At 66.8% G+C, this 12,646-nt stretch carries 14 protein-coding genes and 1 riboswitch; of the genes, 1 reads left to right on the plus strand and 13 read right to left on the minus strand.

Annotated features, from left to right (window positions below; genetic code table 11):
• Positions 1-115 precede the first annotated feature (115 nt).
• The 13 genes from RS027_RS02430 to cobT form a co-directional block, all read right to left on the minus strand.
• Positions 116-556 carry a YtoQ family protein gene (locus RS027_RS02430; protein WP_311953481.1) on the minus strand — a complete coding sequence of 147 codons (441 nt, stop codon included), beginning with the start codon at positions 554-556 and terminating at the stop codon, positions 116-118.
• Positions 557-683: 127 nt separating this feature from the next.
• A complete protein-coding gene (locus RS027_RS02435; RefSeq protein ID WP_311953483.1) occupies positions 684-1,454 on the minus strand; it encodes an ABC transporter ATP-binding protein in 771 nt (256 codons plus the stop codon).
• Positions 1,451-2,434 (minus strand): FecCD family ABC transporter permease, encoded by a 984-nt coding sequence (locus RS027_RS02440; RefSeq protein WP_311953486.1) that lies wholly within the window; start codon positions 2,432-2,434, stop codon positions 1,451-1,453. The genes RS027_RS02435 and RS027_RS02440 overlap by 4 nt, the downstream gene beginning before the upstream one ends.
• Positions 2,434-3,393, minus strand: a complete 960-nt coding sequence (locus RS027_RS02445; RefSeq protein WP_311953489.1) for a cobalamin-binding protein — start codon at positions 3,391-3,393, stop codon at positions 2,434-2,436. The genes RS027_RS02440 and RS027_RS02445 overlap by 1 nt, the downstream gene beginning before the upstream one ends.
• Complete coding sequence (locus RS027_RS02450) at positions 3,383-5,257, minus strand: TonB-dependent receptor domain-containing protein (protein ID WP_311953491.1); 1,875 nt, start codon at positions 5,255-5,257, stop codon at positions 3,383-3,385. Before RS027_RS02450 ends, RS027_RS02445 begins: the two co-directional genes overlap by 11 nt.
• Before the next feature lie 159 nt (positions 5,258-5,416).
• A riboswitch (cobalamin riboswitch) is annotated at positions 5,417-5,664 on the minus strand.
• A 42-nt stretch (positions 5,665-5,706) separates the two neighbouring features.
• Positions 5,707-6,132: a bifunctional adenosylcobinamide kinase/adenosylcobinamide-phosphate guanylyltransferase gene (locus tag RS027_RS02455; RefSeq protein ID WP_311953493.1), complete on the minus strand. Its 426-nt coding sequence runs from the start codon at positions 6,130-6,132 to the stop codon at positions 5,707-5,709.
• Positions 6,078-6,749: a histidine phosphatase family protein gene (locus RS027_RS02460; RefSeq protein ID WP_311953496.1), complete on the minus strand. Its 672-nt coding sequence runs from the start codon at positions 6,747-6,749 to the stop codon at positions 6,078-6,080. The genes RS027_RS02455 and RS027_RS02460 overlap by 55 nt, the downstream gene beginning before the upstream one ends.
• Positions 6,701-7,468 carry an adenosylcobinamide-GDP ribazoletransferase gene (cobS, locus tag RS027_RS02465; RefSeq protein ID WP_311953500.1) on the minus strand — a complete coding sequence of 256 codons (768 nt, stop codon included), beginning with the start codon at positions 7,466-7,468 and terminating at the stop codon, positions 6,701-6,703. Before cobS ends, RS027_RS02460 begins: the two co-directional genes overlap by 49 nt.
• On the minus strand, positions 7,465-8,046 hold the full coding sequence (locus tag RS027_RS02470) for a bifunctional adenosylcobinamide kinase/adenosylcobinamide-phosphate guanylyltransferase (protein ID WP_311953502.1): 582 nt from the start codon (positions 8,044-8,046) through the stop codon (positions 7,465-7,467). Before RS027_RS02470 ends, cobS begins: the two co-directional genes overlap by 4 nt.
• Positions 8,030-9,115, minus strand: coding sequence for a threonine-phosphate decarboxylase CobD (gene cobD, locus RS027_RS02475; protein WP_311953506.1), 1,086 nt, complete (start codon positions 9,113-9,115; stop codon positions 8,030-8,032). Before cobD ends, RS027_RS02470 begins: the two co-directional genes overlap by 17 nt.
• Positions 9,115-10,092 (minus strand): adenosylcobinamide-phosphate synthase CbiB, encoded by a 978-nt coding sequence (gene cbiB, locus RS027_RS02480; RefSeq protein ID WP_311953509.1) that lies wholly within the window; start codon positions 10,090-10,092, stop codon positions 9,115-9,117. Before cbiB ends, cobD begins: the two co-directional genes overlap by 1 nt.
• The gene (locus RS027_RS02485; protein ID WP_311953511.1) at positions 10,089-10,808 is read right to left on the minus strand and encodes an adenosylcobinamide amidohydrolase; all 720 of its coding nucleotides are present in this window, start codon (positions 10,806-10,808) and stop codon (positions 10,089-10,091) included. Before RS027_RS02485 ends, cbiB begins: the two co-directional genes overlap by 4 nt.
• Positions 10,805-11,875, minus strand: a complete 1,071-nt coding sequence (gene cobT / locus RS027_RS02490; RefSeq protein WP_311953514.1) for a nicotinate-nucleotide--dimethylbenzimidazole phosphoribosyltransferase — start codon at positions 11,873-11,875, stop codon at positions 10,805-10,807. The genes RS027_RS02485 and cobT overlap by 4 nt, the downstream gene beginning before the upstream one ends.
• A 384-nt stretch (positions 11,876-12,259) precedes the next feature.
• On the opposite strand from cobT, the gene RS027_RS02495 reads away from it, so the two are divergent.
• The coding region (locus RS027_RS02495; RefSeq protein WP_311953517.1) for an IS110 family transposase at positions 12,260-12,646 on the plus strand (387 nt) is incomplete at its 3' end.

The following is a 12,646-nucleotide window of genomic DNA, read 5'->3' on the forward strand; positions in this document are numbered from 1 at the left end:
CTCGCGATGACACATGGAAAATATGGCGGCCTGGCAGGCCAGTCAGCTATCACAAAAAAAGCGCCCCGCGGGGCGCTTTTTGACGTTACGCAAGCCGAAAAGGCTTAAGCCATGCTTAGGCCTTGAGCACGTAGCGCAGGATTTCCACGACCTGGTCGGTGGTGGTGCACCAGGCCTGGGCGTCGGCGTCGACTTCTTTCAGCGGGTGAACGATGTCTTCGCTGTGCAGGGTAATGTAGGGCTTGGCCAGTGCGGCGCAGTAGCCGGCGTCGAAGGCGGCGTTCCACTGCTTGTACTTGTCGCCGAAGCGCACGACGACCAGGTCGCTCTGCTCGATCAGCGTGCGGGTGCGGATGGCGTTAACCTTGGACGACTGGTGATCGCGCCAGAACTGCTTGTCTTCGGCGCCCAGATGGTCGCCGGCGGCGTCGCTGGCGTCGTGGTCGGTGACCGGCGCGGTAAATACCACGTCCAGGCCGGCGGCTTCGGCGCCGCGCTGGATTTCGTCACGCCAGTCGGTGTGGATCTCGCCGGAAAGGTAAACGTAAAAGCTCATAATGTTCTCCTGCTATGGGTCACGAACCGTGTGTCATGAATCGTCTGTCATAAACAATGCGCCATGATAGCCCATATCGCGTTTATGGAAAATCCTTCCATAAATATGCCGACGAACCAGGGCATCGTCAGTCGTTCACCGGCACGAATACCGGCGCGCCGTCCACTTCCACTACCTTGAGCCGCTGGCGGTAAAGCTGCTCAAGCGCGCAGGGTTCCAGCATATCCCGGGCCGCGCCCCAGCAGGCCTCGCCGTCCGGGTAGAGCAGCAGCACGTGGCTGCACCAGCGGGCGGCCAGGTTCAAATCGTGCAGGCACAGCATCAGCGCACGCCCCGAGGCGGCCTGCTCGCGCATTAGCGCCATCACCGCGCTTTGGTGGTGCAGGTCCAGATGGTTGGTGGGCTCGTCTACCAGCCACACCGCGGGATCCTGGGTCAACAGCGTGGCAATCGCCACCCGCTGGCGCTCGCCGCCGGAGAGCGTACCCACCGGCCGCTGCCTCAGGTGCGCCACGTCCAGCCGCTCAAGGGCCGCCTGCATGCGGTCTATATCCTCGGCGCTTTCCCGCTGCCAGTAGGACAAGTACGGATGCCGGCCGAGCATCGCGGTTTCTTCAACCGTTGAGGGAAAGCCGTCGACCCGCTCCTGAAACACCAGCCCCAGCTTTTGCGCCACCCGGCGGCGGCGCATGCGCGCAAGGGAGGCATCGTCCAGGATGACCTGCCCGGCCAGGGGCGGATGCAGGCCGGCCAGGGTATGCAGAAGCGTGGTCTTGCCCGCCCCGTTGGGGCCAAGCACCCCCCACACCTGCCCCGGCTCAACGGCGAAGTTCAGCGCCTGGCCGCTTTGGCGGCCGGGCACGTCGATAAACAGGTCACGCGCGGCAAGAACGCTCATTGCCCGCTCCGATACAGCAGAAACAGAAACGTCGGCACGCCGAGCAGCGCGGTAATCACGCCCACCGGCAGCTGCTCCGGGGCGATCACCGTGCGCGCCAGCGTATCCGCCAGCAGCAGCAGCGTGCCGCCGGCCAGCGCACAGGCGGGCAGCGCAATACGCTGGTCGTTGCCCAGCACCAGGCGCAGCATGTGCGGCACCACCAGCCCCACAAAGCCAATGCTGCCGGCGGTGGCCACGGCCACGGCGGTGAGCAGGCTGGCGATGGCGTAGATGCCCCACTCAATCGGGCGCGCATCCACGCCCAGCGCGGCGGCCTGATTGGCCCCCCGGGCCAGCACGTTCAGGCTGCGCCCCAGCGGCAGAAGCCCCAGGCAGGTCACCGCCAACAGCGCCAGCGGCAGTCCGGGCTCACGAGCGTAGGAAAGATCGCCCATCAGCCAGTAGAGCATGCCCGGCAGGCGCTCCGCCGGCGTCATGGAAAGCATAAGCGTAATCAGCGCGCCCCAGCCCGAGGCCACCACAATGCCGGTGAGCAGCAGCCGCGTAGGCGACCAGCCGCCGCGACCGTGGGCCAGGCCAAACACCAAAAGCGTGGAAAAAAGCGCACCGCCGAAGGCCGAGGTGGAGGCCAACAAACCGCCCAGCCCCAGCATCATCGCCCCCAGCGCGCCAATCGCCGCGCCGCCGGAAATACCCAGCACGTAGGGATCGGCCAGCGGGTTGCGCAACAGCACCTGCATCAGCGCTCCGGCCACGGCCAAAAGCCCGCCCACGGCGAACGCGGACAGCGCCCGGGGCAGGCGCAGCTCCAGCACCATGGTGCGCGCCAGCGCGTCGCCCTCGCCCAGCGCAATCGCGCGGAGCTGGTCCAGCGAGATCGACGCGCTGCCTACGCCCAGCGACAGGCCAAGGGCGACAACGGCGCCAAGTGTGAGTAGTACCAGCGGCAAGCTTGCCTGGCTGCCCGTACGCCGCATTACTTGGAGCCGCCCTCACGGGGTTGGTTTTTACGGGCTTGGTCGATGCGCTCGCAGAGGCTTTGCGCGCCCTGCAAAAAGCGCGGGGTGGGCCGCACCAGCGGGTCGGCGGGCACGGTGTAAAGACTCTCCCGCTGAACCGCGGCCATGCTCGAGTACTGCTGCCAGTGAGAAAGCCACTGGTGGCGAGCGTTCTCCTCGTCGCCGTTTGAGGCATCGCTGCTGCCGGTGATGATCACCTCGGGGTTGGCGGCAAGCACCGCTTCATCGTCAAGCCGCGGCACCAGCCGGGGGCGCTCGCCAAACACGTTAACTCCGCCGCAGTCGGTAATCGCGCGGCCGATCAGGTGCTCGTCGTTGAGGCTCATCAGCGGCGCGTCCCACACCTGGTAGAACACGCGCACCGGCGCGCGCTCGGCGTAGCGGGCCTTGAGCTTGGCCATGCCGGCGAGAAACGCCTCGGCTTCCTGCTCGGCAATATCTTCGCTGCCGGCAAGCCGGCCCAGGCGGTTCAGGGCTGCGGCCACGCCGTCGACCGTGCGCGGCTCAATGTAGAACACCTTGGTGCCCAGCGACTCCAGCGTTTCCAGCTGCTTGCCCGGGTTGCCGGTTTCCCAGCCGATCACCAGATCCGGCCCAAGCCCTACCAGCGCTTCCAGATCGATGCGGCTGTAATCCCCCACCGAGGGCAGCTTGCGAGCGCGGGCGGGGTAGTCGCTGTGTTCCACCACCGCGACCACGTCATCCCCCGCGCCGGCGGCAAAGGCAAGCTCGGTAGCGCCGGGAGAAAGCGCCACAATGCGCTGGGCCGGCGCGTCAAGGCAGACCTCGCGCTCCAGATCGTCCACCGCGCAGGGCTTAGCATCCGCCCCGGCGAAGGCGCCCTGGGTGACGAACGCGCACGCCAGGGCCGCCGCTGCCAGCGGCCCTGCTCCGCGCCTTAAGCGCTTACTGCGCACCGAAGCTCACGCTCAGGTAGGCGGCGCGGCCGGCGTTCAGGTAGTCGTCGCCGTTGGAAAAGCGCGTGGTGGCGTAGTCGTTATCAAAGGCGTTATCCAGCGTGACCCGGGCCTGCCACAGGGGGGCAAACGCCCAGCCGGCGCGCAGGTTGACGATGCCGTAGCCGGCCAGGCGCTCGTCGTTGGCCGCATCGGCGTAGCGGTGGTTTTGCGCTACCCAGGAGCCGCCTACGGACCACTCGCCCAGCTCGCGGTCCAGATCCAGCCGCAGGCTCTCGCTGGCGCGGCCGGCCAGGCGGTTGCCGGTGTCCTTGTCTTCCGGCTCAAGGTAGGTCAGCGCCGCCTGGGCGGTCCAGCCGTCGATCTCGACGCCGCTTGCGATTTCGGCCCCGCGAATGCGCGCCTCGGGTGTGTTGAAGGCGGACGTTTGCCCGGAAATCAGGTTGTCGATCTCGGTCTGGTAAATCGCCGCGTCCCAGAACCAGCTTGTGTACTGGCCGCGTACGCCCAGCTCAACGGTTTTGGAGGTTTCGGCTTCCAGATCGGAGTTGCCGTAATCCGGGTAGTAAAGGTCGTTGAACGTCGGCGCGCGGAAGGCAGTGCCGTAGCTGGCACGCGCGGTGTGGTGATCATCCAGCGCGTAGCCCAGCGCCAGCCCGCCGGTGACTTCTTCGCCGTAGGCTTCGTTGTTGTCAAAGCGCAGGCTGCCCTGCACGGTCAGCGGGGCGAAATCCAGCAGTGCCTGAGTAAACACCGCCTTGTTATCGCGGCTTTCCACCTCGTAGGTGCCAAAGCCGGTATCGCTGTCTTCCACGCTGTCGTCGCGGTATTCGGCACCGGCAATAAACTGGTGATACCCCACGTCCAGCGTATTTTCCCAGCGTACGGTGCGGCTTTGGGTAGTGTATTCGCTGGCGTAATACTCGGTCTCGGTTTCGTCCCGGGCCTCGCTCAAGGTCAGGCGGGTACGAAAATCGTCGCTCAGAGCCAGCTCGCCGTACACGCCGGCGACCTGCTGTACGTAGTCGGTGTCGGCCTTGTCACCGCTGGCGTCAAACTCGGTGTTGCCGCGTGCACGCAGCGCCAGCGCGCCGATCTCGGAGCCGTCGTTGAAGGTGTGGGACACCCGCGCCAGCGCCGAGGTGTTGTCGTAGCCCATGTCCTCGCCGCCCCGGCGCACCGGCTGGCCGTCGGTGGCAAAGTGGCTGCCGGCGAAGCTGTAGCGGGTGGTGCCGTTCTGACCCGAATCGCTCTTGCCGCTGATGCCGGCGCTGACTCGGCGGGTGTTGAACGAGCCGCCGCCCACGGAAATACGCGGCTGGGGGCCGGCTTTTTCGCCCTGGGGGGTAAACAGCTGAATTACCCCGCCCACCGCATCGGCGCCGTAAAGGCTGCCGCGCGGACCGCGCACCACTTCGGCGCGGTTGAACATGCGCGGATCAAGGTACTGGTAGCTCGGCGAGCCCAGCGTCGCCGAGCGCAGGCGGATGCCGTCGATCATGAACAGCGTGGAGCCGCTCGAGGTGCCGCGCAGATAGACGATGCTGGTTTTACCAAAGCTGCCGTTGGTTTTAACGTCGACGCCCGGCTGGCCGCGCAGCAGGTCGGTCAGCTCGGTCGGGTCCTGGCGGCGCAGGGTGGCTTCGTCGAGAACGGTGACCGACGACAGCGTTTCATTGGCGGTGCGCGGCGCGCGGGTGGCGGTGACCACGACCGGGTTTAGCGTATCAGCAGCGGCCTGGTCGGGCTGCTCGGAGATAGACGGGGTTTGCGCAGAAACGGCCAGCGGCAATGCGGCCAGCGCGAAAGGCACAAGCGTTTTGCCGGCGGAAAAACGGTTAGACAGGAAAAGACGGTTGGACATGAAGGTTCCCTTGCTCATCGTGCTCACCCGCACGGGGGTAGCGTTTTTTATGCCGAGCGAGCGGAGAGAGGGAGATAACGCAGAGGGAGTCGGCGCGAGCGCGCCCGGTCCGCCTGCCAACGCCCACCGCGCCACGGCCTGTTTTCTGCCCACTATTGCGTGGGTCAGTGTGCTCAGGCCGGTCTCCGGGCTGACGAGCAAAAGGCGTTGCGCTCTTGGCGGGCTATTGGCCTTTATGCCGCCACGCCCTTCCCGCGCGTTTTATCCTGTGGGGATAAAAGCGGCGCAGTGGCTTGCGTAGCGGCTGTCTCGATCACCGTTGCGGGGGCAGCGTCGGATTGGGCACCGACTTCCCGTTTCACCGCCGCGAATATCACGCGGCTGGCACCTGAGAGTGCGCGTAAGCTAGCAATTTGCGCGCGGTAACGCAACGCTGCCGAAGGGAGTACCTACAGCGCCATGACCAGCCCATGGCGCACCTGCCATACGCGCTCGGCGCACGCGGCGACGTCCTGATTGAACCAGCCGTTCATGTCGCGCAGGCGGCGCTCAAGGCGCTCCATGGGCACAATGCCGCTGCCCACTTCGTGGCCGATGATAATCAGCGGCGCGGCATTAAACCGCGCGTCGAGCGCATCAAGCGCTTCCTGCCACTGCCGGCGCAGGGCGTCGTCGTCATCGCTTCCGGCAAGCGCGTCTTCAAGCCAGACGAGGACGCCGTAAAGCACCGTGGGCGTGTCCGTCGCATCCTGGCCGGCCCAGTCGGCAAGCGTCTCGCCGGGCACAAGCTTGTGCCAGCGGGCGCTCGGCCAGCGGGCGGCTACGGCGTCGCGCTTGCCGGCGCGGGCACCGCCGAGGAACAGCTGCACTGCCACGGGTCGTCTCCCTTTTTATTTGCCTCGGGGGAATAGTTCAGCTGCCAGCGCCGCCCTTCGGCCTGGCGCACGGTGGCGTCCCAGAACGCGACGCTTTCAAAGCGCCGGCGCAGCTCGCGGATCACCCCGCCGTGGGCTACGGCGAGCACCTTTATCGGTGCCGAGCCGCCCGCTTCGACCGCCGCTTTGGCCACGTCCGTTAACCAGTCGTCCAGCCGGGCGCGCAGGTCGGCGCCGTTCTCGCCGCCGGGGATGCGCTGCTCGCCGACGCTATCGATCCAGGCGCGGTAGTCGGGCCGGTCCTTGAGTTCGTCGTAGGTCTTGCCCTCGTAGTCGCCGAAGTCGATCTCGCGAAGGCGCGGCTCGAAAGCGGGCGTCACGCCGTTTGTTTCAGCCGCGCCGGTCCACTCAAGGGTCTGGCGGCAGCGGGTCAAATCGCTTGAGTAGATGAGCGCAAAGCGTTCACCTTCAAGGCCAATGCGCAACCGCTCAAGCGCCGCTTCAGCCTCGGGAAATTTCAGCGCAATATCGCGCTGGCCCTGGTAGCGTCGCTCCAGGTTCCAGGCGGTCATGCCGTGGCGAACTGCCACCAGCTCCACAGACACAGCAACAGCCATAGCTCTCCTCCTTCGATCATCGCACCGGCCAAATCACCGGTAATGCCCCCAAACCAGCGCTTGAGCGCGGCACGCGCGACGAGAAAATAAAGCCCCGCGGCCAAAAGCGCCAGCCACACGCCGGGCCAGACAAGCGCCAGCACAAGCGGCGCGGCAAGCCCAAGGGCGGCGTCCAGCGGGGTAAGCGAGCGCTGCCAGGCGTGCGCCAGCCCGCTGGGCTTGGCGCAGGGGATAAGGGCCAGCGACGCCGCGCCGAGCCAGCGACCCAGCGCCGGCACGGCGATTAGCCAGCCCACGGGGGCGCCGTGTTCCACCAGCGCCCACAGCAGCACGCCCTTCCACGCCAGCAGAAAAAATAGCGCGAGCATGCCGAAGCTTCCCACCTGGGGGTCCTGCATGATGGCAAAGCGGCGCTCCAGCGGCTGGTTGCTGCCCAGGGCGTCGGCCATGTCCATCAGGCCGTCTAGGTGCAGCCCGCCGGAAAGCCCGACCCAGAGGCTCAGCAGCACCAGGGCCGTAAGCGGCGCGGGGGTGGCGGGGAATATCTCGGTCAGCAGGTACGCCGCCAGCGCCAGCGCGCCGCCCAACAGCATACCCACCAGCGGATAGGCGCGAACCGCAAAGCGCCGGGTCTCGGGCGTCCAGGGGCAGGTCACGGGCACGGGGATGCGGGTGAGAAACTGCAGCGCGAGTATCAGCCCGAAGGCGGCATTTTTCATCGCTTAGCGTCTCCTGAGACGGCATTTTTCAAGGCACGCTGGGCGGGCTTCCATTCGATGCGCCGGCCTGCCACCACCTCAACAACCGAGTCGGCACGGGCGGCCACCAGCCGGTGCGCCCGCTGTAAAAAGTCCACGTAGCGCCACACTTCGGGGCTATCGGGCAAAAGCGCCTCGTTAAGATCGTTGGAGACCACGACCAAAGTAATCCCACGCCGGCGGGCGGCGCACAGGCATTCGGCCAGTTCCGCCAGCGCCTGCTCGGGCGTTGGGTGCTCAACATTATCTTTCTGCGGATAAAGCACCTGGCTTGCCCATAGCGTCAGGCAGTCAATTAGCGCCGCGCCGCCGGCGGGCACCCGGGCTATTGCCGAGGCAAGCGAAAGCGGCGCTTCCAGCGTTACCCAGCCTTCGCCCCGAGAGCGCTGATGGCGGGCTACCCGCGCGGCCATTTCTGCGTCGCTGACCCTCGCCGTGGCAACGTAATACGGCGTCGCGGGGCCGGCAGCCTCAAGCACCGCGGCCTCAGCCACCGCGCTTTTGCCCGAGCGCGCCCCGCCGCTAACGAAGACAATCATCGAGCACCTTGAGCAGCCGATTGTTAGCATCCTTGTCGCGCAGGGCAAGGCGCAGCCATCCGCCGTCAAGCCCGGCATAGCCGTGGGTATGGCGGGCAAGAATTCCGCCGCGCAGCAGCCGCTCCAGCAGCGCCTCGGCGTCAAGCCCCTGCCGTCGAGCCTCAAGGTTCGGGCGCAGCAGAAAAAAGCAGGTCTCGCCGGGTGCGACCTCAAGCCCGCGGCGCTCAAGCGCTACCTGCATGCGCGGACGCTCTACTGCCAGCCAGGCATGAGTGCGGGCGGCGAAATCCGTGTCGGCCAGCAGCGGCGCGGTAAGCCCCGCGGCCAGCTGATTGACGCTCCAGGGCGGCTGGCGGCGGGCCATGGCGGCAATCAGCGCCTCGCTTGCCAGCGCGTAGCCCAGCCGCAGCCCGGGCAGAGTATAGAACTTGGTCATCGAGCGCAGCAGGATCAGTTGCGGGTGCGTGGCCAGCCGCGCCGGCAGCGCGTTGGCGTCTGCGTTATCTGTAGTCAGGTCGATAAAGGCTTCGTCGACGATTAACCGACAGTTTACCGCCGCGGCCCGGGCGAGCAGCGTCTCCACTTCCGAAAGCGGCAGCAGCCGGCCGTCGGGGTTGTTGGGCCGGCAGAGAAATACCGCGTCGAGATCGTCGAGGGGGTCGGCAGGCGCTATCTCGCGCACCTCGGCCCCTACCCCGGCAAGCGCTCGGGCGTACTCGCTGAAGGTGGGGGCAAATACCCCCGCACGGCCGCCGGCGCAGAGCCCCGCGGCGAGAAAAATCGCCTCGCCGCCGCCGTTGGTCACAAGCACCTGGTCACGGCTTACGCCGTGGTGGGCGGCAATCGCCGCACGGGCTTCCACATAGTCCACGTCCGGGTAGCGGCTAAGCTCGCTTAGGTGGCGCTCAAGCCACGCCGGCACCCAGCCGGGCGGGCCCAGCGGGTTGAGGTTGGCGCTAAAGTCCTCAAAGGAATGATCCGGCGGCAGCCCGAAGCGCGCAAGCAGCGCCCTCGCCTGCCCGCCGTGGCGGGGCCACGGGCTGGCGTCTTCCCGATTGGCTGGCTCCATTAGCCGATACCTCCCGTTTTTAACAGCCACGCAGCGGCGATCATCACTGCCGCCGCCAGGGCAAAAAACCGCGCCCAGGCCGCGTGCATCAGAGCAATGGCGCGGTGAATATGGCCGGCATTGGGCGTTTCTCTCGGCTCGCCCAGGGTCGCGCTGCGGGACATCACCCCCTGGTAGCGGCTCACCCCGCCAAGCGCAATGCCCAGCCGGTGCGCCACCGCGGCCTCGGGCCAGCCGGCGTTGGGGCTTGCGTGCCTGGGGGCATCCCGTCGCGTGCCCCGCCAAGCGCCCTGCCAAGTACGGCGCCCGCCCAGGCAAAAGCACAGCGCGGTAAATCTCGCCGGCAGCCAGTTGACGACGTCGTCGAGTTTGGCGGCGGCGCGGCCGAAGTCCTCGTGTCGCGGGGTACGGTAGCCGACCATGGAGTCGAGCGTATTCACTGCCTTGTAGGCCAGCGCCAGCGGCGCGCCGCCCAAAAGCGCAAACAGCAGCGGCGCGGTAATGCCGTCCACGGTGTTTTCGGCGACGGTTTCCACCGCGCCGCGGGCAACGTCGGCCTCATTCAGGCTGTGAGTATCGCGCCCGACCACTCGGCCAAGGGCTGAACGCGCCGCGGGCAAATCGCCCCGGGATAGCGGTACCGCCACGGCGCGGCCGGCGTCTCCCAACCCCTTGATGGCTATCGCGGTCGAGACCAACCACAGCTCCGCGGCAACTCCCAGCCAGGGGTGAATCGCACCAAGCCCCCGGCACACAAGCCACGTCGCCGCGAAGGTGCTTGCTACCGTTACCAGCACGGTGGCAAGACCACCCCGCCGGCGGGCGCGGGCGGTGCCACGGTTGAGGCGGGCCTCCAGCGCGCCGATCAGCCGTCCGATCAGCACCACCGGATGGGTTAACCGGCGCGGGTCGCCCACGGCGAGATCCACCGCCACGGCGGCGGCCGCAAGCGCGGTCAGGGCGATACCCAGCATCATCGTCCGCGCTCCTCGCCGTTGCCTGCCTGTAAAGACTCGCGCACGGCGCGGTACGTGGTGCGGCCAACGGCGCGGCCAAGCTCGGTGCCGGAGCCGGCGTAGGGCGTGGGTGCGCCGCGCTGGGTGGCGGCAATGCTTACGCAGTCGGTGGAGGTGCCGGTGGCCGGGGTGCGGCTGTGGGCATCCATAACGTTTTCATCGCTCAGGGCCGCTACCTTGGCCTCGGTCACCGAGAGGCAGGCGTTGACCAGCGCCCCCGGCGTCAGGTGGGCATCGATAAACACGAATACGTTAATCGTGCCGGCCACCAGCCGCGGATCGGCGCCCGCGGCGGTAATATCCACGGCGTTGCCGCTGCCCGCGGTGGCAAGCGCCAGCACGGCGTTTTCCCGATTGCCAAGCGGGGCGCTGTGCATCGCGGCGTGCTCAAGCGTCACCGCGGTCATCATCGCTACCGCGCCGTCTGCATTTATCTTACGTCCGGCAATCCAGCGGGCAAGGTCGTCCGCCGGCGCGCGGCCGGCGTAGTCCTTGTCCACGTAGAAGTTGCAGAAATCCCCCCTCGTGCCAACGCCGCCGCCCACCAGCGCGGAGCTTAGCGTGGCAAGCGGGGCGTCAGCGCGCAGGTGGATACAGCCGGGCGTAAAACGGCCTTCAAGCCCGCCGCTAAAGGCCAGGCGCACGGCCGGCGCAGCGTCCTCAGCGCTCGGAGTCACGAGCGGCTGTCGTCCACGCCGGCGTCGCTGAACGTCGCCATGTCGCGAAGCATGGCGCAGGCGGCGTCCAGCAGCGGAAACGCCAGCGCCGCCCCGGTGCCCTCGCCCAGGCGCATGCCCAGCGCCAGCAGCGGCTCGGCGTGCAGCGCTTCCAAGGCGACGTTGTGGCCGGGCTCTGCGCTGCGGTGGCCAAAGATCAGATAGCCGCGCACCTCGGGGCACAGCCTGGCGGCAAGCAGAGCAGCCACGGTGGCAATAAAGCCGTCGACCACGCAGGGCACGCCCCGCGCCGCACCGGCGATGTAGGCGCCGGCCATGGCGCCAATTTCCAGCCCGCCCACGCTTGCCAGCACTTCAAGCGGCTCGCGAGGATCCACCGGGCGAGCGTTAACGGCGCGCTCGATCACGCTGATCTTGTGCGCCAGCGTCTCGCGGCGGATGCCGGTGCCTGTCCCTACCAGGTGCGCTGCCGGCTGGCCGCTCAGTACCGCCAGCACGGCACTTGCCGCCGTGGTGTTGGCAATGCCCATTTCGCCCACGATCAAGCAGCGGCAGCCGGCATCAAGCGCCCGGCCGGCGGCCTGAACGCCGGCGTCAAGGGAGGCCTCGGCGTCTTCCCGGCTCATGGCCGGGCCGCGGAGCATGCTGGCCGTGCCCCGGCGCACCTTGGCGTTGACCACGCCCGGCGCCTCCACGTCGCCGGCTACGCCGACGTCGACCACTTCGACGCGCGCGTTGATCCGCCCGGCAAAGACGTTGATGGCCGCGCCGCCGGCGGCAAAGTTGGCGACCATCTGCGCGGTGACGTCCTGGCTGAAGGCCGACACACCCTCGGCGGCCACGCCGTGGTCGGCGGCAAAGACAATGCAGGCCGGCGGGCTAACGTCGCTGGTCTGGCCGATGATTCCACCCAACTGGACGGCCAGGGCTTCCACCCGGCCAAGGCTGCCCGGGGGCTTGGTCAGCGTATCCAGGTAGGCGCGGGTAGCGTTTGCGGCCCGGCGGTTGACGGGGCGAACGCGCGCGGCCAGCGCTTTGATCGCGGGCGCAGCGGATAAAGGGGGCATGGCGGGCTCCGGGCGGGCGAGAAAACGGCGCTCAGCATAGCAAAGCCGGCGGTGCCTACCCAGCCCGGCACGCCTTGACTCTGGTCACGCAATATCCCAGCTTATTAATAAGCGGAGCATAACCCTTGATGCTAAACGACAATGACTGTCAGTCTTTATACGTCGGATTCATAATCGATCCGGAAGACCTGGTCTTGGTGGCTTGACTCTTGCAATGATTGGCCGTTGCATGCCTTGGCGTTGATCTGTCAGCTCCGGACCGGGCACCTGATCCAGTATGGCGAAGCTGTGACTTAATAGGAGCCTGAAGGCATATACTCTCATGACAGTCCTGTCCACTTGGCCGATTCTGGAGACCATAACTCGACATACTCAGAGGCTGACATGACGGCTTTACAGTTACCTGATATCGCACCTTCCGGCCATATCGTCGTTGGGGTGGATACGCATAAGCATATCCATGTTGCTGCCGTTGTAGATACAACCGCTGGCCTACGATCAACGCTTTCAGTTACGGCGGACCGTGACGGCTTTGAAAAGCTGCTGGCCTGGGCACGCTCTTTTGGTCGAATCCTGGCCTTTGGTGTGGAAGGCACCGGTTCCTACGGCGCCGCTCTGACTTCCTTCATTCGCCGGCATGACACGTTGGTCATCGAGGTGAGTCGCCCCAATCGCCGTCTCAGGCGGCTGAATGGAAAATCCGATACCCTAGACGCCGAGAATGCCGCCCGTGCTGTTCTGTCCAGAACGGCAACCGCTATACCCAAGGTG

It is taken from the genome of Halomonas garicola (genome assembly GCF_031935715.1).
GTDB lineage: Bacteria > Pseudomonadota > Gammaproteobacteria > Pseudomonadales > Halomonadaceae > Vreelandella > Vreelandella garicola.